At 69.4% G+C, this 24,913-nt stretch carries 20 protein-coding genes; 9 read left to right on the top strand and 11 right to left on the bottom strand.

Features of this window, described 5'->3' with window-relative positions; genetic code table 11:
- Window positions 1-13: 13 nt before the first annotated feature.
- Both F4X11_25400 and F4X11_25395 read right to left on the bottom strand, forming a co-directional pair.
- Window positions 14-2,890, bottom strand: coding sequence for a fibronectin type III domain-containing protein (locus tag F4X11_25400; GenBank protein ID MYN68315.1), 2,877 nt, complete (start codon window positions 2,888-2,890; stop codon window positions 14-16).
- Window positions 2,891-3,140: 250 nt separating this feature from the next.
- Window positions 3,141-4,901, bottom strand: a complete 1,761-nt coding sequence (locus F4X11_25395) for a hypothetical protein (protein ID MYN68314.1) — start codon at window positions 4,899-4,901, stop codon at window positions 3,141-3,143.
- Window positions 4,902-5,329: 428 nt separating this feature from the next.
- On the opposite strand from F4X11_25395, the gene F4X11_25390 reads away from it, so the two are divergent.
- Genes F4X11_25390 through F4X11_25375 form a run of 4 tightly spaced genes read left to right on the top strand, consistent with a single transcriptional unit; the run spans window position 5,330 to window position 8,430 of the window.
- Window positions 5,330-5,563 carry a DUF4189 domain-containing protein gene (locus F4X11_25390; GenBank protein MYN68313.1) on the top strand — a complete coding sequence of 78 codons (234 nt, stop codon included), beginning with the start codon at window positions 5,330-5,332 and terminating at the stop codon, window positions 5,561-5,563.
- A gap of 36 nt (window positions 5,564-5,599) precedes the next feature.
- Window positions 5,600-5,845: a peptidoglycan-binding protein gene (locus tag F4X11_25385; GenBank protein MYN68312.1), complete on the top strand. Its 246-nt coding sequence runs from the start codon at window positions 5,600-5,602 to the stop codon at window positions 5,843-5,845.
- A 56-nt stretch (window positions 5,846-5,901) separates the two neighbouring features.
- Complete coding sequence (locus F4X11_25380) at window positions 5,902-7,428, top strand: VCBS repeat-containing protein (GenBank protein MYN68311.1); 1,527 nt, start codon at window positions 5,902-5,904, stop codon at window positions 7,426-7,428.
- Complete coding sequence (locus tag F4X11_25375; protein MYN68310.1) at window positions 7,429-8,430, top strand: Ig-like domain-containing protein; 1,002 nt, start codon at window positions 7,429-7,431, stop codon at window positions 8,428-8,430.
- Here F4X11_25375 and F4X11_25370 read toward each other — a convergent pair.
- Window positions 8,399-8,782, bottom strand: a complete 384-nt coding sequence (locus F4X11_25370) for a hypothetical protein (protein ID MYN68309.1) — start codon at window positions 8,780-8,782, stop codon at window positions 8,399-8,401. The two genes, F4X11_25375 and F4X11_25370, sit on opposite strands and share 32 nt — an antisense overlap.
- A 209-nt stretch (window positions 8,783-8,991) precedes the next feature.
- Entirely contained in the window at window positions 8,992-11,694 is a 2,703-nt protein-coding gene (locus F4X11_25365) for a hypothetical protein (protein ID MYN68308.1), read from the bottom strand.
- Window positions 11,695-12,117: 423 nt separating this feature from the next.
- Between F4X11_25365 and F4X11_25360 the strand changes: the two genes are divergently transcribed.
- Entirely contained in the window at window positions 12,118-14,121 is a 2,004-nt protein-coding gene (locus F4X11_25360) for a hypothetical protein (protein MYN68307.1), read from the top strand.
- 96 nt (window positions 14,122-14,217) lie between these two features.
- On the opposite strand, the gene F4X11_25355 is transcribed toward F4X11_25360, so the two are convergent.
- Entirely contained in the window at window positions 14,218-15,171 is a 954-nt protein-coding gene (locus tag F4X11_25355) for a formamidopyrimidine-DNA glycosylase (GenBank protein ID MYN68306.1), read from the bottom strand.
- On the opposite strand from F4X11_25355, the gene F4X11_25350 reads away from it, so the two are divergent.
- On the top strand, window positions 15,170-16,642 hold the full coding sequence (locus tag F4X11_25350; GenBank protein ID MYN68305.1) for an RNA methyltransferase: 1,473 nt from the start codon (window positions 15,170-15,172) through the stop codon (window positions 16,640-16,642). The two genes, F4X11_25355 and F4X11_25350, sit on opposite strands and share 2 nt — an antisense overlap.
- A gap of 42 nt (window positions 16,643-16,684) precedes the next feature.
- Here F4X11_25350 and F4X11_25345 read toward each other — a convergent pair whose 3' ends face one another.
- Together F4X11_25345 and F4X11_25340 are read right to left on the bottom strand one after the other, a co-directional pair.
- A complete protein-coding gene (locus tag F4X11_25345; GenBank protein ID MYN68304.1) occupies window positions 16,685-17,269 on the bottom strand; it encodes a DNA-3-methyladenine glycosylase I in 585 nt (194 codons plus the stop codon).
- A complete protein-coding gene (locus F4X11_25340; protein ID MYN68303.1) occupies window positions 17,266-18,174 on the bottom strand; it encodes a PEGA domain-containing protein in 909 nt (302 codons plus the stop codon). Before F4X11_25340 ends, F4X11_25345 begins: the two co-directional genes overlap by 4 nt.
- Before the next feature lie 82 nt (window positions 18,175-18,256).
- Between F4X11_25340 and F4X11_25335 the strand changes: the two genes are divergently transcribed.
- Both F4X11_25335 and F4X11_25330 read left to right on the top strand, forming a co-directional pair.
- On the top strand, window positions 18,257-19,432 hold the full coding sequence (locus F4X11_25335; protein MYN68302.1) for a hypothetical protein: 1,176 nt from the start codon (window positions 18,257-18,259) through the stop codon (window positions 19,430-19,432).
- 75 nt (window positions 19,433-19,507) lie between these two features.
- Complete coding sequence (locus F4X11_25330; GenBank protein MYN68301.1) at window positions 19,508-19,717, top strand: hypothetical protein; 210 nt, start codon at window positions 19,508-19,510, stop codon at window positions 19,715-19,717.
- A gap of 18 nt (window positions 19,718-19,735) precedes the next feature.
- Here F4X11_25330 and F4X11_25325 read toward each other — a convergent pair whose 3' ends face one another.
- The 4 genes from F4X11_25325 to F4X11_25310 all read right to left on the bottom strand — a co-directional run bounded on the left by F4X11_25325 (window position 19,736) and on the right by F4X11_25310 (window position 23,925).
- Window positions 19,736-20,755 (bottom strand): M20/M25/M40 family metallo-hydrolase, encoded by a 1,020-nt coding sequence (locus F4X11_25325; GenBank protein ID MYN68300.1) that lies wholly within the window; start codon window positions 20,753-20,755, stop codon window positions 19,736-19,738.
- On the bottom strand, window positions 20,743-21,585 hold the full coding sequence (locus tag F4X11_25320) for a 2,3,4,5-tetrahydropyridine-2,6-dicarboxylate N-succinyltransferase (protein MYN68299.1): 843 nt from the start codon (window positions 21,583-21,585) through the stop codon (window positions 20,743-20,745). The genes F4X11_25325 and F4X11_25320 overlap by 13 nt, the downstream gene beginning before the upstream one ends.
- A 78-nt stretch (window positions 21,586-21,663) precedes the next feature.
- Window positions 21,664-22,587: a 4-hydroxy-tetrahydrodipicolinate synthase gene (locus F4X11_25315; GenBank protein MYN68298.1), complete on the bottom strand. Its 924-nt coding sequence runs from the start codon at window positions 22,585-22,587 to the stop codon at window positions 21,664-21,666.
- Between the two features lie 15 nt (window positions 22,588-22,602).
- Window positions 22,603-23,925 (bottom strand): hypothetical protein, encoded by a 1,323-nt coding sequence (locus F4X11_25310; protein MYN68297.1) that lies wholly within the window; start codon window positions 23,923-23,925, stop codon window positions 22,603-22,605.
- Here F4X11_25310 and F4X11_25305 point away from each other — a divergent pair.
- Window positions 23,906-24,901 (top strand): NAD(P)H-quinone oxidoreductase, encoded by a 996-nt coding sequence (locus tag F4X11_25305; protein ID MYN68296.1) that lies wholly within the window; start codon window positions 23,906-23,908, stop codon window positions 24,899-24,901. The two genes, F4X11_25310 and F4X11_25305, sit on opposite strands and share 20 nt — an antisense overlap.
- Window positions 24,902-24,913 lie beyond the last annotated feature (12 nt).

The following is a 24,913-nucleotide window of genomic DNA, read 5'->3' as shown; positions in this document are numbered from 1 at the left end:
AGGGGGTCCCTTTTCAGATTGCCGCGGGGTCCCTTTTCATCTTGCCGCTACCACACGACGCTGAACCGGCGCTGCGCGCCAGCGCCACCCCGGCCATCCACTGCTCGTTCAGTCGCGCGTCCATGCCCGCGTAGGCTGTCTGCAGATTCCCGTCGTAGGTCGCACCCGAGGCATCGGCACCGCCCGCCGCGCCGCCCCGGAACGCCTGCACGTCGCCCTGCCCCCACACCGTCCAGCGCCGGCCCGGCGACGCCGGGGCCGCCCCGTCGGACGCTTGCCCGGCCGACACGCCACCCAGCGGCAACGCGACGCTCGTGCGCCGCAGCACGCGCGACGCACCGCCCCCGAAGAGCCCCAACCCGCCGAGACCGCCCGGCGAACCGACCGCCAGGTGTCCGGGACGTATCGTGCTTGAAGACCCCGCCGGCAGGCCTCGTCTCGCGCCCGCCCCCGCCAGTCCCGACCCGGGCATTCCGAGGGCCGACGTTCCCGGCGCCGGGCTCCCGAGCGCCGGCCCGCCGAACCCTGCCTGCCTCGGCGATACTTGTCCCACCCAGGACGGTCCGCCCGGCGAGCCCGCCCGCGGAAACAGGCGCCGCACCAGCGAAACGCCCACCTCCCGGGCCGTGGATCGGTCCAACGGTATCCGCTGACCCGCCACTGTCATCTCCGCCTCCGGCGCCCGCGACTCCACGCGGCGCCCCAGCGTCGCGCGCACGCTCGACAGATAGCCGCGGCCCAGCGCCGCCAGCGTGTCCCCCGTCGCGGCGTGCCCCCAGCGGTCCGCCACACGCAGCTCGAACGCCTGCTCCGCGCTCAGGCCGGCGGCATCGCTCGCCGTCACCGTCACCGCGGCCGTTCCCGGCCCGACCGCCGTCACCACCAGAAGCGGGCCCGCCATCGACACCGCCGCCACGGCCGGGTCGGCACTGCGCGCCGCGAACGTCATCCCGTCCTCGTCTTCGTCCGCGAAGTACCGAGCCGCGTCCAGCGTCAGCTCCGCGTCGTCCACGCCCAGCACCTGCGGCGGTATTGTCCCCATCGCCTGCGGCGCACGGTTCACAACCCCCGCGGCCTCTCCCGCACCGGATCCCGTCGGCCTCGGGCCGCTGTCCGGACCCTGGATCGTCACCGACGGCGAGTTCGACAAGGCCCGGCCGTCCGCCGTGCACACCGCTCCGACCCCGTCGCACGCGCCCCGCGACCCTACCCGGAGCGTCACCGGCGCGGCCGACTCCGGCGAGACCGTGATACTCCACAGGTCGCTGCGGTCGTTTACCGGCTTCACCGCCAACATCCTGCCGCCCACTACCGTGACGGCCTTGCTCTGCCAAGTCGGGTAGTCCGTGCTCAGGTCCTCGCTGAACCGGAGGCGGACGTCGAGCGAGCTGCTGCCCCGGTGCGCGGCGGGTACGTCCTCGAACGCCGCCGTCAACGGCGCGAGCCCCGACCGGGCACCTCTCGAACCCGGCGCGGCGGTCTCCTGCACGACCGTGTTGGACGCGGTGTTGTCGCGGGTGTAGTTGTTGCCGCCGCTCGAGGAGATCCCCTCGCCGACGCCCTTCACCCGGTTCGCCGGCAGGTCGATCGTCACGGGCTCGCCCAGCGTCGTCGGCGTCACGCTGACCCTGTAAACGCCGGAGGAGCTACCCCAGTTCTCGACGCCGGTCACCGTGGCGTTGGTGACGTCGAAGTCTGCCGTCGCGAGGTCCAGCACGATCTCCGGCAGCGCCAGGTACACGTACGGGTCGGTGAACTCCAATTGCATGATGAACGGCCCTTTCGCCACGTCTATCGAGCGCCCCGTATCCTCGTCTACGGCCCCCGAGAGGCGAGACCGCAACTCGTTCGTGTCGCTGTTGGGCATATGTGCCTTCAGCACCGGGGAGGTCCCCAGCACGGTATTCCCTCGGCGAATGCGAAGCTCCATCTCGAAGGCCAACCCCCGCCAGCCCACGCGCGTGTATTGCAGGCAGGTACCGTCGCCGCCGGAGCAGGCCGTGAAGGAATCGCCGCGCGCGACCCGCTTCCACGGTCTGAAGGGCTGCGCGTCGTCCCAGAAGTACCGCTCGCGCGCCTCGATCACCACGTCCTTGCCGGTGGGAATCTCCTCCCCGGCGTCCCAGCAGACGTCGACCTCCGCATCCCGCGACAGTTGCGTCGGCGTGCCGACCCGCGCGCCGCACAGCCCGACCGTGCCCGGTCCGACGTGGTCCCTGACCTTGGCGTACACGTGTCTTGCCTGCTCGCTGACATTCCCCTCGGCGTTCCTCGTCCAGCCGGTCATCCTGTAGTTACCCGGCTCCAGGTTCTCGATGGTATGGGACGTCGACCAGACGTTCGTGGAATCCGATTCGCCGTGGCCTTCCCGGCTCCAGGCGAGCTGGTAGTAGTACGCGTCGGGCACGGCGTCCCAGGTGGCGGTCATGCTCCTGTCCCCCGTGGTCAGCCGAAGGACCGGCGGGTCGGGAGGCATCGTCGGCCTGCGGGTCCTCTCGTTCGACCAGCCGCTGTTCCCGGCGCCGTTCGACGCGCGCACCTGCACGGTGTACAGCGTGCCGTTGGTCAGTTCCCGAATGACGTAGAAGTAGTGCGGCTCGACTCCCTCAGGTGCCTCGATGCCCTCTGTCATCCGGTTGTCGTCGTACGGCTGCCCCGGGCCCTTCCAGCGGACGTCGTACGAGTCCGCGCCCGTCACCGCCCACCAATGGACCCGCACGGCCTCGGTCCGGGAATCCACGGACCAGACGTGCGGCGCCTCCGGCGGCTGGGTCTGGCCGGCAGCCGGACCGGCCATGCACAGGCCTGCCGCCATGGCGGCCAGGGTCACCGAGAAGCGAACGAGTGACACGGATAGTGCATAGATGGGTAGACGTGTTCCGTTGTGCATGAATCCGCTCGATGAGTGTGCGGTCGGCAACGTCGGAAGATTCAACGTCAGCGATTCAGGCCTGACAAGAGAGTGTCGTGCCGGTTGCGGGTAGCAGACGATTCCAGGTAGGGAACCCAGGGACCTGCTTGACGGCGGACTGCAGGTAGGGGAGCCGAGTTCCGCGCGACCCGCGCCTGCCGCACCGCGCCATGCTCGCGTGGTTGCGGGTATCCCCGTGCTCGATGTCACGCGTCCGCTTCGTGCCGGCTCAGAGCTTCGTGTTCGAGGCGGACTCGACGCGGACCGTGATCACGTCGGTGTCGTGGTACTGGTTGTGGCGCACCGACGAGGCATAGTGTCGCAACAACCGGAGGGGTACTTCCTGCTCCATCCGTCCGCCCACGGGCCGGTCACCGAGCAGCGCCATCCGGTCCTCGAGGTTCGCCTCGTCCGTGGCGGCGATGAACTCCAGCACGGCCGCATTGCGCTCGCCGCCTGCTACCAGCAACAACTGCCGCCCGTTCCCCGCCGTGCGTTCCTCCTGCCTGCCGATAAGCAACAGAAGCGTCTCCTCGCCAATCGCACGAACGCGGTCGACCATCTCCTCGCTCCACTGCCGGCGCTCGCCGAGCTTCGCCAGGAGAGCATCGATCTTCGGACACGCATCGGCGCTCAATGTAACCCGCAGGCGCAGGCGGCGCGGTCCCGTAAGCTCCTCGAACAGCGTCAGTGCGATCACCGTCAAGCCACCTGCCGTTATCGCGCTGCCGAGCATCTCGCTCCAAGGTCCCTGGAAGTACTCCGGAAAGATCCAGTCGAGTTGAAACGCGAGGCCGATCCAGAAGGCGAGGCCGACCACGACGTTCTTCCGAGGGTCGAGCCCTTCGTGCTGGAGGATCTCGATGCCGAAGGTGAAGAGCTTGGCCACCAGGAGAACGAAGTAGCCGGCCACCACCGGGCCGGGGATCGCGATGATTACCGCCAGGAGCTTCGGCATGAACGCAATCACGACGAAGATGAGCCCGATGCAGACGCCGACCGAGCGGGCGGCCACGCCGGTCAGCTCCACGATCGAAATGCCCGTGGCATAGGTCGTGTTCGGCAGCGTGCCGGCCAGACCCGACAACAGGTTCCCGAGGCCGTCGGCCGACATCGCACCCTGGATCGACCGGAAATCGATGGCGCGCGGCCGGCGCCACGACACCCGCTGGATGGCGACGCCGTCGCCGAGCGTGTCCATCGCACCCACGATGGTCACCAGCACGAACGCCGGCAGCAGGGCCCAGAATTCGGGTCCGAAGCCGAGATCGAGTCCGGGCCAGGCAATGGGCGGCAAGCCGATCCAGCCCGCCTGGCGAATGCCCGCCGTGTCGTAGAGTCCGAAGGCAAGGCCCCCGGTCGCGGTGCCCGCGACGATGCCGACGATCGGTCCCCACAGGCGCCACAGGCTGGAGCCGCGCAGCGCGGTTACGACGATGACGAGCAGCGTCACGCCCACCGTGACCGGCGCCGCCGCCGGCGATGCGCCGTCCGGCACATCGGTGAGCTTGCCGAGGATGACCGGCGCCAGGGTGACCGGGATCAGCATGACGACAGTGCCGGCCACCGTCGGGGTGAAGATCCGGCGCAGCGCCGACAACCTGGCCGCCAGGGCGAACTGGAACAGCGAAGATACGATGATCAACGTGGCCAGCAGCCCCGGCCCTCCCTGCTCCAGCGCCGACACGGAGACCGCGAGAAAGGCGCTGCTGCTGCCCATCAGCAGGACGTAGCCGGCGCCTATGTGCCCGACCCGCACTGCCTGGACCGCAGTTGTGATCCCGCAGATCGCCAACGCCGTGCACACCGCCCACATCAGATAGGCATCGCTGCCGCCGGCGGTGTGGATCAGGATCGTCGGGCCCAGCACGATGCCGGAAACAGCGAGCAGCGCATGCTGCATTCCGAGCCCGAGGGACAGCAACTTGGGAGGACGCTCGTTGGGCTCGTAGCGGACGTCGCGGCGAGCGTCTGCGGGGTTGGATGCCATCGTTGGGGTTTCTGCCGGCTGTCGCGCGGCGTCATCACGTCGATTGCAGATCTGACCGCGAAGCTGCGTGCCGTTGGTCAGCCCCCCGATGAGGTACGGGGACGCCGAACGATTCAACGTCAGCGATTCAGGCTTGACCAGAGAGTGCCGTGCCCGTTACGGGTAGCAGACGATTCCAGGTGGCGAACCCACAGGACAAACGGTCTGGTCCCTGAGCGCCAATTGAACTAGCCGTTGCTGCTGATGCGGGCCGCAAACTACTATTCATTGTCGCCAGTAGCCACGGCACGGCACCGGTGCATCCGACGTTGAGCGTTGTTGGCAGCCCGTGGCAACCCCTGCCGCATTGCGGCGTTTGGGTCTTGAGGCGCCCATGACGGATTTAGCAAGATGCGAACCAGACGACGCTTGTTGTAGCGGTTCTCGCGTTGGTCATTTTCGTGTCGTCGTCGTCGGCCCAGCCCCTGGTAGGGGCGCTGGCGATCGAAGAGCGGCAGGGCGACCAGTGGGGCTGGGCCGTGGACTACGAGATGTCGGCAGCGGCGCACGCGGCGGCGTTGCGCGAGTGCGCCACCGGGTGCTCGGTCGTGCCGACGTTCAACCGTTGCGGGGCGAATGCGGCCGACCAGGACGCGCACAGCACGGCGGTGGGTTGGGCGTAATCGTACGCCTCTGCGTCCAGTGCCCAGCAGCGGGCGCTGGCCGAGTGTCGTTCGCCCGGCGGCGCGGGGTGCCTGGTTCGCGCGTGGGGCTGCAACGGCCCGGTGGTCGAGGAAGGGCTCGGTCTCGACCGGTCGACGCGGCGGCAGGTGCAGCAGGGCCTCCAGGCGGCGGGCTTCGACCCTGGCGTCGCGGACGGCCTGTTCGGTCCGCGGACGCGGGTGGCAATTCGCAGTTGGCAGTCGGCGCGAGGCGCCCGGTCGACTGGGTCCCTGGACGGCTAGCGCCGAGAGGAGGCCCGAGGCCGAATTCGAGTTCGGCACACGAGGGATGAGTGTCCATGTTGTCGCGCCAGTTCGTCGTAGTGATCGGGGCAGTGTTGCTCGGCTGTTCCGTAGCGAATGCACAAACGTCTTCGAGGCTCACCTTTTCCCGCGTCCTTACCGATCCTGATCTCGGCCGGCTTGACTTCGTCCACGCCGTCGCAGATCTCAACGCTGATGGCCGCGACGACATCCTCGCGGGAGGGCGTACCGATTACTACGGCGGCGCGACTCGCGAGGAACGACTCACGAAGACGACGCTGCACGTGTTTGTCGGCATGGGCGACGGAGGCTTGAGGCACGCGCCGGAATTGGTCGAAGGGACGATCGACGTGCGCAAAGCGGTCGTAGTCGCGGACGATTTCAACGGCGACACGCGACCGGACCTCGCGGTCTTCGATGCCGGCGTCTACGTGGAAGATGGGGTCGGCGGATGGGACAACTACGGCAATCCGCCGCAGTTGTTCCTGAGCAGCCAGGACGGAGCGCTTCGGCCATCGGAAGCGCTGGCGGACGCGGTCAGGCAGGAACACGAATTGCGGCCGAGCCCCAGATACTCCGGGCTCGCAGACCTTCACGTCAAGACCGCGGCGTCAGGCGACATCGACGGTGACGGCGACATCGATTTGTGGGTCGAGAGCAGCGGTGGCGCCAACGTCATAGGCCACTTCATGGTGAACAATGGCGATGGCACGTTCACGCTCGACCCCGATCGCGCACCCTACGAGCTGCTCCACAACCCGCAACCGGAGTTCTGGCGGCACGTGGGAAACGACCTGGTGGACCTGGACAATGATGGCGACCTCGACCTCGCGCTCGGACAGATCCGGGACTTCGATCCGACCCACATCAACCAGTTCAGCATCGTCCTGGTGAACGACGGTACCGGGCACTATCCGGAACGCATTGAACTGCCGCATCCGGCGTTCTACGACGGCTACACGTCAGTCCCGTCGCTGACGCATTTCGACGTCAACGACGACGGGTTTCAGGACCTGTTGCTCGTGCACGAGCGCAACGGTGACACCCAGTCGGACGTGCTCTGGCACACGGGTCGCTACATTCAGATTCTCATCAATGACGGGACAGCGTCCGGCGTGCTCCGTCGCCGCAGACCCATGTCGTTTGTCGACGAGACGCCTACCCGGATGGGCGATCAGAGCGCCACCACTCTGGAGCGCTACATGGACGGCGCTCCACTGCACAACACCGCAGACCCGAGAATGCACGACGTTGACCGCGACGGCTGCGCGGATCTGGTCATGGCGCGAAGCCTCGGCCGCGTGGTCACCGAGTCGCCACTGGTGTACCGGAACAACGGGAGCGGCCAATTCCAGGCGATGTCTCCCGAGCCGTTCGCCGGATCGGACCGCCATTTCGGAACCTATGCCGTGCCTGCGGACGTGAACGGCGACACCGTGATCGACTTCGTAGTTCCGGTCCACCACAACGGGTCCGACAACCGCTACAGCACCGAGGATGACTTCACGACGTTCGTCACCCTGTTGAACACCACGTCAGCCGGCTCGATCCGCTGCGGATGACTGTCTGTCGACAAGGGCCGCCGGCATCGCTTGCCGGTTGCTCGACGGAGGAAAACGGTGAAAAGCCGGCTCCACGCGATTGTCCGCCGAACGAATAGGGACTTGGCCTGCGGGCTGCTCGCCGCAGCCTGCCTGCTGGCAGTTGCCTGCGGCGGGGATAGTGGCGGTCTCAGCGCGCCGTCGCCGGTCACGACGTCGAGCGTCTCCGTCACCTATCCCGAGAACCACGGCACGATCTACATCGGCGACGAGGTGCAGTTTCAGGCAAGCCTTTCGTCGAGCGGCACTGGCACACAGGCCGTCACCAATGCAGTCTGGGAGTCGGATGCCCCGGCCGTTGCGACCGTGTCGTCGTCGGGCCTCGTGACCGCCGTCTCGGCCGGCGAGGCGACGATATCCGCCCAGGTCCCGTCCGGCGGGCAAGGCTCGCTAAGCATCCGGGTCTTCCCGGAGTTCCATGGACATTGGGAGGGTGACCTGAACGTGACGAGCATAACCGTGCCGCCGGACTGGCAGGCATTGGACGAGGAGAACTGCAACAGCCTGCCTGACTGCGCTTCCTGGATACCCCTGACAGTCAACTTCACGCAGGACGGCGCAACGGTCACCGGGTCGGTGGCGAGCACGTTCACCGCGCCGCCGAACTACGAGTGGACCGTCCAGTCCGGGACGATCTCGATCGATGGGAGGCTCACCTTGACGTCCGACGAGGTCGCGTTCCGCCTGCCGAACGACACCGGCGAGATTCGGGCACGCTTGATGTCCTGGGAGTCACGGGCGGACACCCCCGGCGTCATGACCGGCACCACCGTCGTGCAATATTCGTCCGATACGCTGTCGGGCAACCCTGAGCTGGAAGGGTGTTTCGAGACAGACAACGTCATTCGGCGGTGCACCGGGTGGCGGCGGCAGCGTGGGGGGGCTAGTTCCAATGAGTCCCGCGGTCTTCTGTTTCGTACGGACCCAGCGATCACCCGGCCCTTCCGCGAACGGGACCGGTAGGTGTCGTGCTCAACAGCGTCACGGTCGCAATGAGATCGTCCGCGGTATCGAAAACGGTTGTCCGGTCCGAGGTTGCGCTCGAGCTCGTCGCCGCAGAACCCTCGAAGCGCAGGAACCGGAAGAACGACCGCAACGTCGACCGCACGGTCCGCATCGAGCCAGGAGAGAACCGTCCTCGTAGCGATGTGATGAACGCCACTACATCGGCCGGCGCGAGGCGAGCAGGGTCGAGCGGGTCCGCGCCAAGAGCGGCCCGGACGAGCATCCGGACGAGCCGGGCGCGGCCACGCAAAGTCTGTGGACGCAGACCGCGCGTACGTCGTTGGTGCTGGGTAGAACGCCTCGACCAGATCGTCGAGGGACCACGAGCTGGGAACGGTCATGAAATGCTCCTTTCCGGCCAATCAGGCCGGACAGAGCATCCCGACTATGCGAAGTCTCGGGGACCGATCAACTGACGCAAATCATTGGTTCTACAGGTACTTGAGCAAGCGGAACCCGGAGCAACTCCGCATAGTCCCGAGCTCCGCATAGCCCCGCTTTGGCGGACAGCGAGGTAACTCAGCCGAGGATCCCTTTCTCCTCCGCGTAGCGGACGGCGTCGAGCCGCCGACGGACGCCGGTCTTGCGGTATATGTTCTTGAGGTGGTAGCGCACGCCGCCGTCCGTTATCCCCAGAGCGTTGGCGATTGTCTTGTTTCGGTGGCCGCGGCGGACTTCCGCCAGCACGTCCAGCTCTCGCGGGGTGAACTCCTGAGGTCGGGCGCGGGATGGCTCGCCGAAGTGCGACAGCACGGCCTCGGCGTTCTTCTGCAGACTCACGTCGAGACCCGTGCCGGGCAGACGTCGCAGCAGCGTGCGGGCTGTCTCTCCCTGGCTCACCAACGGCCGGACGTAGTCCACTCTGCTCATGAGGCGCAGGAACTCGACCAGTCGTGAGAGTGCGCGGTCCTCGCGACCCGCCCGGTGGGCAACCGTGACCGACAGCCCCAGGGCCCGCATCGCCGTGCGGGTCATTCCACGTTCCGATGCGGTGACCCACAGTGCGCTCGCCAGCTCCTCGGCGCCCCGAAGGTCGTCCTGCGCGACCAGCAGGGCCACGCGGGCGCACGACAGCGCCTCCATCCTGCGCCAGGACTGGCCGTCCAGATCGAGCAGTTCCGAAGTCTCACAGGGCAGGGCGTGTTCCTGCCAGACCTGCGCCGCCTCTGCGGTCCGGCCAACCCTGACCAGATAGTAGGCCAGCAGCGCCGACAGATAGGTCTCCAGGCTCCGGGCGCCCATCCTCCGGACGTCCTCGACCGTTCGGCCCAGGAACTCGATTACGGCTCTGCCGTCGAACTGCTCGAACGTCAGTTCCGCGCGGACCGCTACCGCAACCGCATAGATCTCGTTCCAGATTCCCCGCAGTTCGGTGAACCCCTGCAACTTGCGCTGCTGAATCGCCTTCACCCGGTTCCGCTCGAGATCGAGCTCGATGGCGAGGACATCGTTGCTCGTCGCCAGCCGGGGATCGGAAGGAAAGAAATCCCTCGTGGCCCGCCGGGCACGCTTGTACCATTCGATCGCCCCCTGCACGCGCCCTTGGACCATGTCCACCATCCCGAGGTAGATGCTCGCGAAAAGGTCCCCGTACCGCATGTCGTCTGCGAAACGGGCGCGCACCTTCAGTCCGTGGCGGCGGCTCTCCTCGAACTCGGCCCGATGGCAACAGGAGATGCAGCGCAGGAGATGCCGGGCGCTCGAAACGAAATGGCGGCGCTCGCCGGAACATTCGGCTGCCGCGCCGGCCGGCACCAACGAGTCGAGCGCACCGTGCAGAAAACGACACGTGCCGCCGGCGAGCACCGCCTGCGTCAAGACCCGGTCGACGGTGAGCGCTTCGGGATCCCCACCCTTCCGGTCGCGGGTGAAACCGTCAGTCTCCACTGCGATGGTCTCGTACAGCGCCGACGCTTCTTCGTGCCTCGACGCGAGCCTGAGATCGATGCAGCGCAGCAGTCCGAGGCGCGGAGACACCGCCGTGATCCTCGATGTCAGGAACCGGCCGGCTGCGGCCAGTCCGCCTATGCCCTCGCGCAGCCACAACCCGAACGCGCCGACATTCTCGATGAGCTCGCCGACGAGTCGGTAGTCGCCCGCCCGCGTGGCATGGCGCCAAGCCAGTTCCAGGTGGCCGTGTCGTGCGAGCACGCGCGCTATCCTCGTATGCAGGAAGCGCTTGCGCACCGGATTCTCGACCGCGAATCGACTGGCGCAGTACTCCTTGACCAACGGATGCAGACGCCACTCCGCATCGTTCCCGTCGACGGGCAGCCGAAGGCCGTCGAGCGAAGGCAGCGCGGAGACGCACAGGCGGGCGTCGCTCGAACCCAGCACCTCGTCCACGATGTCGGCATCGATCCAGTCGAAGACGGCCAGGTTGAAGAGAGACCGGCGGTCCTGGTTCGACAGCCCTCGGAGCAACCGGACGCCCACGTAGTTCTCGGAGAGTCCGACGATGTCCCCGCCAAGCGGCTCCACGCTGGCGGCGCGTCTGTTCTTGTCGACCATGAGCGCTACAGGCCATCCGGCCGTGCGCTCTTCGACTGCGACAAGTTGGCGGCGCGTTAGCGCCTCGTCGAAGAACCGGGCAATATCCGGCCGCGACAAGCGGAATTGCGATGCCTTGAGGACAATCGCGCTGCCGTCGAGGAGGCTCGGCGCGAGGTCGAGCCCCGGATTGGACCGGAACGCCATCGCGATGTGCAGGTTGCGGGGACTGCCCTTCAGAAGCAGACCGACCGATTCGACGGTGCCGGGCGGCAGCAGATCCACCTCGTCGAGTACGAGCAGGCACGGATCCGCGTGCAGCTCGATCGCACTGGCCAACATGCCCAGTCGCTGCATGAACGGCGACGACGACCAGGCGTCCTCGTTGCCGATCGCTGCGAGGTTCAGGCCCGCGTGCTCGAATGCGCGAGCGAGGTAGTGCCCGAACACGTCCGCGTTGTCGTCCTGGTCCAGCGAAAGCCAGGCGGCCACTACGCCCTTTCTCCTCTTTCTATGACTGACGTCCGCCAGCGCGGTCGTCTTGCCGAAGCCGCCGGGCGACTGAAGCACCGTCAGCCGCCGCTCCAGCACCCCGTCGATGCGCCGCAGCAGCGGTGCGGGGCGTACGTAGTCCGGGGGCGGCGGCGGCGGAATCACTCGCGCGCGCAGCAGCCAATGTGGAAGGATGCTGGGTCTGGCGGCGTTCGAGCCTTCGACGCCGCCTGGAGACACTGTGGACTCAGACGTTCGCGACATCGGGAACAACGACTTCCGGGCGCAGCAGCACTTTCTCTCTTACCCCTGAGGTTTAGACGCCCGCCGACCGAACCCGGTCGGCGCACGCGGAAGGGTGCTCGAATCCGTTCCGCTTCAGGCCGATGCGTTCCAGGAACCGCGCAACGTTACAGCACGGCGTGCAAGAACGACGGAGGTAAGCGAAGCCGAACACGGGCAGCCGGAGTACGGGAATACGAGAGTCGCTTGCTGCCGGTAGGAAGACAGGTGCGCCGGGTGTCGCAGAAGGCCTGCGAATCGTAGTGCGCGCGATCGCTCTGCAACTGCGCGATTGCCGTTGACAGGTGGGTTCGATGCGAGGGGAGGGAGGCCGGTCGAGCATGCAGTGCTACACTCGCTCCGCATCTCGCGAAAGTCCTCATGCACGACCTCGGCGTCCTGCGCGACCTGGCGATCATCGCCGGGCTGGCCCTGCCGGTCGTGGCTCTCGCGCATCGACTGCATCTGCCGCCGCTCGCGGGCTTTCTCGTCGTGGGCGTTCTCATCGGTCCGTCCGGCACCGCCCTGATTCCGGATCCGGAGGCGGTCGCGGCGCTGTCCGAGATCGGCGTCGTGCTGTTGCTGTTCGAGATCGGCCTCGAGCTGTCGCTCTCCGACGTGCTGCGCTGGGGCCGGTCGGTCGCGATCGCCGGCGGGGTGCAGATGGCCGGCATGCTGGCGCTGGCGGTCGCCGCCGGGACGGCCCTGGACATCCCCTTGGCGCGAGTGCTCTTCTACGGCGCCCTGGTTGCGATGTCGTCCACCGCGGCGGTGACGAAGCTGTATGCGGACCGGGGCGAGCTCGACACGCCGCACGGGCGGGAGGCGGTGTCGATCCTGCTCTTCCAGGACCTCTGCATCGTCCCGATCATGGCGCTGCTCCCGCTGCTCGCCGGGACCGCCGGCCGGCCGGGCGCGCCGTCGGTCTGGATGCAACTGCTGGTCAGCCTCGGTGCGATGGTCGCGCTGGTGGTCGGGGGGCGGTTCGCGGTGCGCTGGACGCTCGATCGGGTGGTGTCCGAGCGGAACCGCGATCTCTTCACGCTCTGCGTCGGCTTCTTCGCGATCGGCACGGCGCTGGTGAGCGCCGCGGCCGGTTTCTCGCTCGCCATCGGGGCGTTTCTGGCGGGGCTGATCATCTCCGAGTCGGAGTACGGCCAGCAGGCGCTCTCCGACGTCATTCCGTTCCGCGTGCTGTTCAGCGGCGTCTTCTTCACGTCGATCGGCATGCTGCTCGACCTGTCGCTGCTCGTCGAGCGGCCGCTGATCGTCGTCGGTGCGGCGGTCTCGATCGTCGTCCTGAAGACCGTCGTCGCGACCGGTGCGATCATGCTCCGCGGCCGGCCGCTCGACATCTCCCTCCGGAGCGGCCTGGGGCTGGCGCAGGTCGGCGAGTTCTCGTTCGTGCTGGCTGCCGCCGGACTCCCGCTGGGCCTGTTCGCCGGCGACGACTACCAGACCTTCCTGTCGGTGGCGGCGCTGTCGCTCATGGCGACGCCGTTTCTCATCGGGTCGGCCCGCGGTGTGGCTGAGGCCGTCGCGACGCGGCTCGCCGGTTCCGCGGGGCGCGCGCCAGGGCGCCGGACGGAGCACGAGGACGAGTCGGCCGCCGCCGGCTTCCGCGACCACGCCGTCGTCATCGGCTACGGCCTGGCGGGACGCTATCTGGCCCGCATGCTGCGCGCGGCGGGGATTCGTTGCGCCGTCATCGACCAGAACCTGGAGCTCGTGCGGCAGGCGCGCACCGACGGAGTACCGGCCGTCTACGGCGACGGCACCCGGCACGCGCTGCTCGAGCGCGTTGCGGGAGCCCACGCCCGCATCATCGTCTTCGCCATCCCTTCTTCGATGGAGGAACGTCGGGGCGTTGCCGCGGCGCGTGAACTGGCGCCCGCCGCCCGCATCGTCGTTCGCACCCGCTACGTGCGCGCCATCGACGAGCTCCAGCGGCTGGGCGCCGACGCCGTGGTGGTCGAGGAGTTCGAGGCGTCGCTGGAGCTGTTCAAGCGGGCGCTGGAGGGCTACGAGATTCCGGCCGGCCGAATCGCGCACGAGCTGGATGCGGTCCGCAGCGAGCACTACGGGCTCCTGCGCGGGACCGCCGCCCCGGACCTCGCGCTGGACGCGCTCCAGCACCTCGGCATCCACGACGCGCTCGAGCTGGTCGAGGTCGAGGACGGCTCGCCGGCCATCGGCGAGAACGCGCGGACGCTGGACCTCCGTCGACGGACGGGCGCCATCCAGGTGGCCGTGGTGCGAGACGGCGCGCCGATCTACCGCCGCGACGACGCCTTCCGCTACGCGCCGGGCGATACCGCGATCCTGGTGGGCGACCGGGAGGCGTTGGGCACGGCGGCCGCCTTGTTCCGTGGCGTGGCTCCTTGACGGCGGCCGCGCTCGGACGCCCGCGGCGCACCGTCGTGGCGGCGGGGATCGGTGGTTACGATTGCGCTGCGTCCGGACGCGGATCGCCTGCTACGTTCAGTTCCCGGCACGTTCGCGTTGCTGCGGATCAGCCGCGGGGCGGGAAACGCTGCGTTCTTCCTTCATCGCGTCCCACTCGTCGAGCGACCGGGGCCAGTCACCCCTGAGCAGCCTGGACATCGCGCGGTCGGCGAGCAGCTTGCCGCCGGTCTGGCAGGCGGGGCAGTAGTTCGACTCGTTGCTCGCGTAGGCGATGCGCTGCACGGGCGACCCGCACGTCGGGCACGGCTTGCCGTAGCGGCCGTGGACGGCCATTTCGGGATGGAACGCCGTCACCTGTTCCGGGAACCGGTCGCCGGTTTCCCGCCGCAGCCGCTCCGTCCAGGCCCGCAGGGTCGTCCGCGCCGCTTCGTGCAGCCGGGCGATCTCCGCCGCCGTCAGGCGGTGCGTCAGCTTGACCGGCGAGAGGCCGGCGGCGTGCAGAATCTCGTCGGAGTAGGCGTTGCCGATGCCGGAGAAGAGGCGCGGGTCGGTCAGGCTCCGCTTGAGCGTGTGGTTCTCGCGCACGAGCGCATCCCGGAAGGCGCCGGGATCGCAGGCGAGCACCTCGATGCCGCCGCGATCGTGCTCGCACAGGCCGGCGCGCCCCGCAACCAGGTGCAGCGCGGCGCGCTTGATGGAACCGGCCTCGGTCAGCAGCAGGGTGCCGCTGGAGAAGTCGAACGCGGCCAGGCCGAGCTTGCGCGGGATCCGCGTCCCGCGGTCGCGCCACCGCAGGCGGCCGGCGATCATCAGGTGCAGAACGAGGAACAGCTCGCCGGACAGGCCGATGACGACGCGTTTGCCGAGGCGCTCGACGGTGCGGACGGTCCGTCCTTCCACGGCGTCGAGGGGCGGCGCGACGGAGCGGAGAACGAACGGACGCAGCAGCCGGACACGCTCGATCCGCTCTCCGACGAGGCGCGCCGCGAGGCACTCGACGTAGACCTCCACATCGGGAAGCTCCGGCATGTGCGCAGTGTATGATGCTCGCGCCAATCACCATGGAGTACCGGATCCGCGAGTACGGGTTGCAGCAGGGCGCACTGGAAATCGAGTACATCGAGGAGTACTTCGGCGAGTTCCCGAGCAGGAAGACGGCTACCGAGGTGGTTCGGCGGCTGGACGAGCGCGATCACCAGATCCTGATGGCCGAGGCGCCCCTGCCCGACGATCCCGGCACGGTGGTGCCGGTTGCCTACAAGGTCTCGCACGAGATCCGCATCCACGAGACGGAGCCGAAGCTGGCCGATCTGGTGGCCCGGCTCCAGCCGACCGTCGAGTTCCAGGATCGCAAGGTGCTCTACAACTGGCTCGGCGGGACGCGCCGCGACTGGCGGGGGCGCGGGTTCTTCCGGGCCCTTACCGAAGAGCAGGAGGCGTGGGCCCACGACAACGGGTTCAGCGAGATCGTCGTCAAGACGAAGAACTGCTTCTACGACATGCGCAGCACCCTGGACCAGTTCGAGTTCAACGTGATCAAGTTCGAGCCGGACGCCGCCGACAGCCGCGAGTCGAAGGTCTATCTGAGCAAGCGCATCGGCCTGGAGGTGCTCGACCGGCACCGCAGCCGGCGGCAGGTGGTGCGGTCGGCGTAGCCGTGCCGATCCATCGCATCCGGGTCGCCGCCGTCGACGATCCCCGCCTGGACGACTTCCGCATCGTCTCTGACCCGGCGCTGATGCGTGATCGCGGGCTCTTCGTTGCAGAGGGGCGGCTGGCGGTCGAGCGCCTGCTGGCGTCGCGCTTCCGCGCGCGGTCGCTGCGGGTCATCGACGGCGCGCTGGATGGGCTGGCGCCGGCCCTGGCGGCCTGCGGCGACGAACGCCGGCCCGACGTCTACGTCGCCGACGCCGCGCAGTTGCGGCTCGTGACCGGCTTCCGGTTCCATCGTGGTTGCCTGGCCCTGGGAGAGCGTCCGAGGCCCGGGACACACGGCGCCGGGCTTCCGCGCGCCGCGCCGGGACGTCCGCTCGTCGTGCTCGAGGGCGTATCCGACCCGGACAACGTCGGCTCGATCTTCCGCAACGCGGCCGCGTTCGGCGCGGCCGGGGTGGTGCTGTCGCCGACCTGCGCGGACCCGCTCTACCGCAAGGCGATCCGGACGTCGATGGGAACGACCCTGCAGCTCCCGTTTCGGGTGGCGGGCGATTGGCCCGGCGTGCTGGCGCGGGTCCGGGACGATGGAGCGCGCGTGGTCGCTCTGACGCCGCTGGAACCGGCGACCGAGATCGAGGCGTTCGTGCGCCGCGGGCGCGGCTCCGCTGCCGGGCTCGCTCTGCTGCTCGGCAACGAGGGCGACGGCGTCAGCCGGGACGCGCTCGATCTGTGCGACGAGCGGGTCAGGATCGACATCGAGCCGGCCGTCGATTCGTTGAACGTGGTGCACGCCGCGGCGATAGCCCTGCAGCGCATCCGTGCGGTCACCGCGAGCCCGCCGTGAACGCCCGGGTTTCCCGGCGCCCGCGTCGAGCTCGACCGGCGCTCAGGGCAGCAGCCGGACCTCGCGATGACGGAAGCAGCCCACCAGGTGGTCGTTGACCATGCCGGTGGCCTGCATGTGGGCGTAGCAGATGGTGGGGCCGACGAAGGTGAAGCCCCGTTTCCTCAGGTCCCTGCTCATCGCGTTCGATACCGGCGTCTGCGCCGGCACTTCCTCCAGCGTCGTCCAGGCGTTCTGGGTCGGGCGGCCGTCGACGAAACCCCAGACGTAGCGGTCGAAGCTGCCGAACTCCTCCTGCACGGCCAGGAACGCGCGGGCGTTGTTGATGGCCGAGTCGATCTTCAACCGGTTCCGGATGATCCCGCCGTCGGCCAGCAGGCGCTCGACGTCGCGTGCATCGTAGCGGGCCACCGCCCGCGGGTCGAAGCAGTCGAAGGCGCGGCGATAGCCTTCCCGCCGGCGAAGAATCGTCAGCCAGCTCAGGCCTGCCTGCGCGCCCTCCAGCACCAGCATCTCGAAGAGGCGCCGGTCGTCGTGCAGCGGCACCCCCCACTCCTCGTCGTGATAGGGGACGTAGAGCGGGTCGGACGCGCCCCACGGGCAGCGGGCGGGCGGCCTCGGGCTCATGGAGCTGCCGGCGACTCCCCGCGGGCGAGCCGGTCCCTGGCTTCCTCCACCGCCCGGTGGAACACGAACAGGGCGTCGGCGTTCTCCTCGCCGTCCGTGAAGTTGTAGGTCCTTCCACCCCGCACCTTGAGCCGCAGGTTGTGCGCCATGTAGTCGACCGCGAACTCCTCGAGACCGTCCAGGCGGACCTCGAACGCGTCGTCGTCGTCGGTCTCGTAGGCGATCCCGCGCGTCGTGGCCACCAGGTGGCCCTCGCAGTCGCCGAAGCGGTGCTTGTGGACGACCCGGATGCGCTGGTCCAGCCGGACCTGCCGGAAGCGCACGTCGATGTTCGTCAGCCGGTCGGTGATCTCCACGTCCTCGGCATGGCCTTCGTAGCCGGGAGCCGAGACGTTGATGCGGTGGCGTCCGGGCTCGACGTCGTACGATTCGAACGGCGTCGTGCCGGCATAACGGCGGTCGATGAACACCTCGGCGCCGTCCACGTCGCTGGTGACGCGCAACCCGATGGAAGGCGGGGGCGCCGCTGCGGGCTCCGGCTCGGGCTCGGGTTCCGGCGCCGGGGCGGGGCCCCCGGGGGGGGCCCGCGCCGCGGGGGGGTTGGGGGGGGGGGGCGCCCCGGGGGGCGCGGGGGGGGGGGGGGGGGGGGGGGGGGGTGGGGGGGGGGGGGGGGGGGGGCGGGGCGGGGGGGGGGGGGGGCGCGGCCGCCCCCCGCCCCCCCCCCCCCCCCCGCGGCCGGTTCGGGCTCCGGCGCCACCGGTGCCGCCGGGGCGGGCCGGGACGAGGCCGGCGCGTCGGCGGCCACGCGGCGGTCGGCGTCCTCGGACGGTGTCAGAATCCCCGACTGGTACAGGTAGTAGCCTGCGCCGGCGGCCAAGGCCAGCGCGACGAGCAGGAACAGCCATCCCCGGCCCGAACGGGGTACTGGTTCGGGTTCGCTCAGCAGAGGCATCCGATCATGCTATTAGATCAGGGCGAGGTGTGCAGATGAAACTTGGTGCGTTGCTTCGAGTGCGGCGGGGCGCCCGCCGCGGATTCCATCGACTCGTCTGGCTGGCGGCGGTCCCCGTGCTGGGGTGGCTGTCTGCGCCGGCGCTGGCCGCTCAGGCCGGCGAGCCCTTCGTCACCCCGCTCACGCTCGAGGAGATGAGCGGCAAGCAGGCGGTCTTCGAGACCGATCGCGGCACGATCGCCATCGATCTGCGGCCGGATCTGGCTCCCAACCACGTCGGTCTGGTGATGCAGCTCGCCGGGGACGGGCACTTCGACGGCACCACCTTCCACCGCATGGTGGCCAACGGCATCGTCCAGGGCGGCGACCCGTTCACGGCCGATCCGGAACGCGCCGCGGAGTACGGCCAGGGCGGTCTCGGCCTCGTCGACGCCGAGTTCAGCGACGCCCGGCACGTGCGGGGCACGGTCTCGGCGGTGCTGGTTCCCGCACAGCCGGGCAGCGGCGGCTCGCAGTTCTTCATCTGCGTCGTCGACCAGCCGGGGCTCGACGGGCAGCACACCATCTGGGGCCAGGTGGCCGACGGGATGGATGTCGTCACCCGCATCTCCCGGACGCCGGTCGACGCCGCGGGCCGCGCCGCCGAGCGGGTCGCCGTGCACCGGGTGACGATCCGCGACAAGCCCCCGCCGGAAATCCCGCCGTTCACGACCGAGACCGACGCCGAGCTCGCCGCCTTCCGAGCGGTCCTGAACACCACCCACGGCCGCATCGCGATCGACATGTATCCGGACCGCGCCCCGAACCACGTCCGCAACTTCCTGCGGCTGGTCGACTCGGGCGTCTACGACGGCATTTCGTTCCACCGGGTGGTGCCCGGCTTCGTCATCCAGAGCGGCCACCTGCCGACCCGCCGCGAGCCGCTCACCGACCGCCAGCAGCGCTTCGTGCAGAACATGCAGCCGGAGTTCAACGACACGCGGCACGTGCGGGGCATCGTGTCCATGGCGCGCCTCGACGATCCGGCCAGCGCGTCTACGTCGTTCTTCATCGTGACCTCCGCGGCCCCGGCGCTCGACGGCGTCTACACCGTGTTCGGCGTCGTCGTCGAGGGGCTCGACGTCGTGGCGCGGATCGAAGCGGTGCCGACGGAAGGGGAGACGCCGGTCGACAGGGTGGAGATCCTCGATGCGGAGGTAGTGCGCCGGTAGCGGCTTCGATGTTCACCAGTAACCCGTCCTCCGGTCGCCGTGGAGGTGGCGACGGTCGGAGTGGATCGAACGCGGATGTGGCCCCGCGGTAACTGCAAGCACTATACTTGGTCGATGGAATGGCCGCCCTGGGTCACGCCGGCGATGATTCTCGCCGCCGCGCTGTGGATCGTTCGCGAGATCCGGACCTTGGGCGAACGACTGGCGCACCTGGAAGGCCGCATCACGGGTTGGCAGGACCGCAACGCGGGTGCCCCGACGATCCGGAGCGACGGTAGCGGTTAGCGGCCGCCGGTAGGGCCGTCAGCTCTCGGCGGCCAGCAGGTCCCGCGCCAACTTCTCGTACAGATCGACCGACTCGACCAGCTCGTCGATCCTGACATGCTCCTCCGCCGTGTGCGCCACGTGGATCGAGCCCGGCCCTACCAGCAGGGGCTTCCCCCACGACGTCAGGAACGGGATGTCGGTGGTGAACGAGAAGGGGGCGGTCTCGAACCCCGGCAGGGTCGTCAGTCGGACGGGCGGGACGATCATGACGTCGTCGATCGACACCGAGCCGGGCATCGACGCATCGAGCCGCTCGCGAACGCGTGCCGCCGGCTCGACCGTCCGGAAGTTGACGTCGGCTTCGGCCACGGGAGGGACGACGTTGGGGGCCACGCCGCCCGACAGGACACCGACCGTGTAGGTGGTCGCGCCGAGCACGGGATCGACCGGCAGCTCGAGGTCGCGGAGGGCGACCAGGGCGTCGAGGAGCTTCTCGACGGCGGAGTCTCCCAACTCCGGGTACGCCGAATGGACGGCACGGCCGGTGGCCGACAGGCGGACCCGGTAGGCGCCCTTGGTGGCGGCGCCGAGGCGGTTGTCGGTGGGTTCGCCGTTGATCAGGTAGCGCGAGCGGTTCGAGAGCCGGTTTGCGGCGCGGGCGCCGTGGCTGCCGTTCTCCTCGCCGACCACGACGAGCAGGCCCACGCGATTCTCGCCCGACTCGCGGAGCCGATCGAGGGCCATGATCTGGGCGGCCAGGATTCCCTTGGCGTCGCAGGCGCCGCGCCCGTAGAGCGTATCGCCCTCCAACCGGCTCGGAAAGTGGGGCGGCACGCAGTCGATGTGGGTCGAATAGACGGTTTCCGGCTCGGTCGCGCCGACGGTGGCGATGACGTTGACCCGGTCGTCGACCACCGGCTGCTCGGTGACCTGGTATCCCCGCTCGCGCAGGTCGCGGGCGAGCCACGTTGTCACCGCGGCTTCCCCGCCGCTGGTCGAGTCGATATCGATGAGGGTGCGGGCGAGGTCGACGATCGGGGCGGCTAGCGGATCCATGTTTCGAGCTCCGTGCGTGTGTCGGTGCGGTCGTCGCGGTACTTGACGATGACCGGTGTGGCGAGCGACAGCCCCCAGTCGGGCCCCGCGCCACTGGTGACGGCGCGCGCCCCGGGGACGACGACCGCACCCTCCGGCACGACCGTCGGCTCGCCCGCGGCCGGCCGGATGATGCGTCCCCGCGGCAGATCGTAGATCGGGGTGGAGCCGGTCAGCACGGTGCCGGCGCCGATGACCGCCCGGCGCTTGACGACGGCGCCCTCGTAGAGGCCGGTGTTGCCGCCCACCAGCGCGTCGTCCTCCACGATCACCGGCAGGGCGCCGACCGGCTCGAGCACGCCGCCGATCTGGGCTCCGGCGCTGACGTGGACGCCGCTGCCGACCTGCGCGCAGGATCCGACCAGGGCGTGGGAATCGATCAGGCTGCCGTCACCCACGTAGGCGCCGATGTTGATGTACATCGGCGGCATGCAGATGACCCCGCGGCCGAGAAAGGCCCCGTCGCGCACCGAGGAGCCGCCCGGTACGAGCCGCACGTTCGACCCGGTCGAGAGGGGGCGAAGCGGCAAGGTGTCCTTGTCCAGCCAGGGCGAGTCGGCGCTCGGGGAGTCGAACGCCACGACGTCGCCGCAGCGGAATCCGACCAGGATGCCCTGCTTGACCCAGGCGTTGACGCGCCAGCCGGTCGGCGACGACGGATCCGGCTCGGCGGCGCGCACGCGGCCCGCCGCGAGCTCTCTCCTGAGCGCCGCGAACGCGGCGCGGGCTTCTTCCCGGTCGGCCTCGGCCGCCCGGGCATGGAGTTGCTGAATGCGCTCGGCGAGTTCCATGTGCGTTTCGACTCGGTATCAATCTCCGCCTGGGGCGACGTGTTCAGGGCGTGGCCGCCGGCTCGGAGACACGGGATCTCATGCCGGCGAGGCCTGCCGCGCCGGTGAACCAGCCGCTCTCGACAGCCCGGTCGCCGCCAGCACCTCGGCGATGCGCGCGCGCGCGGCGGGCGCCGGCGGGGCCATGGGCAGACGGTAGTGCAGGTCGAGGAGCCCGAGCTCGGCCATCGCGGCCTTGACCGGGATCGGATTCGACTCGACGAAGTTCACCTGCATCAGCGGCAGCAGCCGCTCGTGGGTCGCGCGCGCGGCCGTGAAGTCGCCCGCCGCCGCCTGATCGACGAGCGCCGCCATGGCGTCCGGCGCCTCGTTCGAGGTCACCGAGATCACCCCCGTGCCGCCCAGAGCCATCACCGCGAGCGTGAACGCGTCGTCGCCGGAGAGCACGCAGAAGTCGTCCGGCACCGTGCGGCAGATCTCGCAAATCTGTCCGAGGTCGCCGGAGGCCTCCTTCACGCCGACGATGTTGGCGATCTCCACGAGCCGCAGCAGCGTGGCCGGGGCGATGTTGCAGGCGGTCCGGCCCGGCACGTTGTACAGCACGATCGGCAGGTCGGTGCTGTTCGCAATGGCGGTGTAGTGCCGGAAGAGCCCCTCCGGGGTGGGCTTGTTGTAGTACGGCGTGACCGAGAGGATGCCGGTTGCGCCGGCCCGCGCGAGGTCGCGCACGAGGTCGATCGCGGCCCGCGTGTCGTAGCCGCCCGCGCCCGCCAGCACCGGCACGGCGCCGCCGGCCTCATCGACCACGAGCTCGACGACGCGCACCTTCTCCGCGTGGGAAAGCGTAGGGCTCTCTCCGGTCGTCCCGCAGGGGACCAGGAAGTGCACGCCGCCGTCGATCTGCCGCCGCGCCAGCCGCCTGACCGCCGCCTCGTCCACGGCGCCGCTCGCCGTGAACGGCGTGACGAGGGCCGTGCCGCATCCCGCCCAGCGTGTCTGCATGGCGCCCCCCGCGAATCAGTCGATGCCGAGCACGTCGCGCATCGAGAACCAGCCGCGCCTGCCGCGCACCCAGCGCGCCGCTTCCAGCGCGCCCCGCGCGAACGTCGCCCGGTCGCGGGCCGCGTGGGTCAAGGTGATGGTGTCGAACGGACCATCGTACCCGACGGTGTGCATGCCGGGCATCCGGCCCGCGCGCGTCGACGAAACGTCGATGTTCCGCGTGTACCCCGCCGCCTGCATCGCGTTCCGCAGGGCAATTGCGGTGCCCGAGGGCGCGTCCTGCTTGGCGTCGTGGTGCGCCTCGTGGATCCAGCTCCCGAAGTCCTCGTAGCGGGCGAACAGCGCCGCGCTCCGCTCGACCACGGCCTGGAAGAGATTGACGCCGAGCGAGAAGTTCGCGGCGTGCACCACGCCGATCCCCGCCTCGGCTGCGATCCGCCTGGTCTCTGCTTCCTGCGCCTCCCAACCGGTGGTGCCGATGACGACGTCGATGCCGCGCGCGGCCAGCTTCGAGACGTTGGAACCGACCGAATCGGCCAGCGAGAATTCGATCGCCACGTCGGCGTCGGGCAGCGCCGGCGAGTCGATGCCCTCGCCGTGGAGGTTGTTGTGGACGTCGAGGCGCTCGACGACCTCGCAGCCGTAGTCGGCGCTCAGCGCGTCTATGGCCTTGCCCATCCGGCCGTAGCCGACCAGGACGATGCGCACGCTCATCGCGGCGCCGCTTCCCCGGACGCGGCCGCTTCCGTATCGTTCGCCACGCGGCGAATCAGCGACGCGCCCTTCCTGCGCTCCGCCGGCGTCCGGAATCCGAGGAGCGCGGAGTACTGTTCGCCGGCGATCTGCGCCGAGAGGAACCGCAGGCTGATGCCGGCCCAGGCGATGCTGTTGGCCACGGCGTAGGCGAGCCCGGGCCGGTTGATCCCTTCTACGAGGAGGGCCTCGGTGGGCGACTGGCTGAATCCCGCCGCGCGTGCGAGCGCCGTCGCCCGCCGGCCGGAGCCGGGGAGGATCTCCACCGTGGCGCGCTCTCCCTTGCCGGGGATGCAGCGCTTCATCACCGCGTGGAGATCGAGGCCTGCCTGCGCCAGCGGCTCCAGCACCGCGCTGAGAGCGCCCGGCTCGTTCCTGATCTCCGTCTGCCACAGCATGACCCGCTTGATGGTCACGGCCATGATCGGCGGCTCCGCGAGAGAGGCGCGCGGCGCGACTGCAACCAGTACATGTGACACGAATTATACTCGCGCGCCGAGGCCCGCCGGCCCGGACGCGGCGCCGCCGGGCGCCGTGGCGCGTCAGGACATCGAGGAGTATGCAGATGGCGATTCCCGGAACCATGCGCGTCGTCGAGATCACCGAGTCCGGTCCGCCCGAGGCGCTTGAGGTCGGGACCCGACCGGTGCCCGTTCCCGGTCCGGGCGAGGTATCGATCCGGGTCGCGGCGGCCGGCGTCAACCGCGCCGACACGATGCAGCGCAAGGGGAACTACCCGCCGCCGCCCGGCGCCTCCGACGTACTGGGACTGGAGGTGTCGGGAACGGTCGCGGCGGTGGGGCAGGGCGTTGCCGACCTGGCCGTGGGCGACCAGGTATGCGCGTTGCTCACCGGCGGCGGGTACGCCGAGTACTGCCTCGCGCCGGCCCCCCAGTGTCTGCCTATTCCCGCGGGCGTGTCGCTGATCGAAGCGGCGGCGCTGCCGGAGGCGTACGCCACGGTCTGGACCAACGTCATCGACCGCGGCCGGCTCGAGGCGGGCGAATCCCTGCTGGTGCACGGCGGGTCGAGCGGCATCGGAACCGTGGCCATCCAGCTCGCGCGCCTGTTCGGGGCGCGCGTATTCGCCACCGCCGGGACGCCGGCCAAGTGCGCGGCCTGCGTCGAACTCGGCGCCGAGCGCGCCATCGACTACCGCGCGGAGGACTTCGCGGCGGTTCTGGGCGAGGCGACCGGCGGCCGGGGCGTCGACCTCATCCTGGACATGGTCGGCGGCGCCTATCTGGAGCGCAATCTCGCGTCTCTCGCCATCGAAGGCCGCCTGGTGATCATCGCCCTCATGGAGGGGGCGCAGGCCGAACTCGACCTGGCGCGCCTGATGTCCCGCCGCCTGACCGTGACCGGGGCGACCTTGCGAGCCCGGTCGATCGCGCAGAAGGCGGAGATCATGACGGCCCTGCGCGCCCGTGTCTGGCCGCGGTTCGCGTCGGACGAGCTGCGGCCGATCGTGCACGCCACCTACCCGCTGGCCGACGCGGCCGAGGCGCACCGGGTCATGGAGTCGAGCGTCCACACCGGGAAGCTGCTACTGGTCCCGTAGGTGGATGTCGGG

The organism is Acidobacteriota bacterium, assembly GCA_009861545.1.
Lineage (GTDB): Bacteria > Acidobacteriota > Vicinamibacteria > Vicinamibacterales > UBA8438 > WTFV01.
The sequence above is the reverse complement of the archived record's forward strand: the minus strand, read 5'-3'. Positions and strand labels throughout refer to the sequence as shown.

What these genes read in the sequence shown, in the direction of transcription:
- F4X11_25400 (MYN68315.1), bottom strand. Translation starts at nt 2,890, where the DNA reads ATGCACAACGGAACACGTCTACCCATCTATGCACTATCCGTGTCACTC.
- F4X11_25395 (MYN68314.1), bottom strand. Translation starts at nt 4,901, where the DNA reads ATGGCATCCAACCCCGCAGACGCTCGCCGCGACGTCCGCTACGAGCCC.
- F4X11_25380 (MYN68311.1), top strand. Translation starts at nt 5,902, where the DNA reads ATGTTGTCGCGCCAGTTCGTCGTAGTGATCGGGGCAGTGTTGCTCGGC.
- F4X11_25360 (MYN68307.1), top strand. Translation starts at nt 12,118, where the DNA reads ATGCACGACCTCGGCGTCCTGCGCGACCTGGCGATCATCGCCGGGCTG.
- F4X11_25350 (MYN68305.1), top strand. Translation starts at nt 15,170, where the DNA reads ATGTGCGCAGTGTATGATGCTCGCGCCAATCACCATGGAGTACCGGAT.
- F4X11_25355 (MYN68306.1), bottom strand. Translation starts at nt 15,171, where the DNA reads ATGCCGGAGCTTCCCGATGTGGAGGTCTACGTCGAGTGCCTCGCGGCG.
- F4X11_25345 (MYN68304.1), bottom strand. Translation starts at nt 17,269, where the DNA reads ATGAGCCCGAGGCCGCCCGCCCGCTGCCCGTGGGGCGCGTCCGACCCG.
- F4X11_25340 (MYN68303.1), bottom strand. Translation starts at nt 18,174, where the DNA reads ATGGCTGTTCCTGCTCGTCGCGCTGGCCTTGGCCGCCGGCGCAGGCTA.
- F4X11_25335 (MYN68302.1), top strand. Translation starts at nt 18,257, where the DNA reads ATGAAACTTGGTGCGTTGCTTCGAGTGCGGCGGGGCGCCCGCCGCGGA.
- F4X11_25330 (MYN68301.1), top strand. Translation starts at nt 19,508, where the DNA reads ATGTGGCCCCGCGGTAACTGCAAGCACTATACTTGGTCGATGGAATGG.
- F4X11_25325 (MYN68300.1), bottom strand. Translation starts at nt 20,755, where the DNA reads ATGGATCCGCTAGCCGCCCCGATCGTCGACCTCGCCCGCACCCTCATC.
- F4X11_25320 (MYN68299.1), bottom strand. Translation starts at nt 21,585, where the DNA reads ATGGAACTCGCCGAGCGCATTCAGCAACTCCATGCCCGGGCGGCCGAG.
- F4X11_25315 (MYN68298.1), bottom strand. Translation starts at nt 22,587, where the DNA reads ATGCAGACACGCTGGGCGGGATGCGGCACGGCCCTCGTCACGCCGTTC.
- F4X11_25305 (MYN68296.1), top strand. Translation starts at nt 23,906, where the DNA reads ATGGCGATTCCCGGAACCATGCGCGTCGTCGAGATCACCGAGTCCGGT.
- F4X11_25310 (MYN68297.1), bottom strand. Translation starts at nt 23,925, where the DNA reads ATGGTTCCGGGAATCGCCATCTGCATACTCCTCGATGTCCTGACGCGC.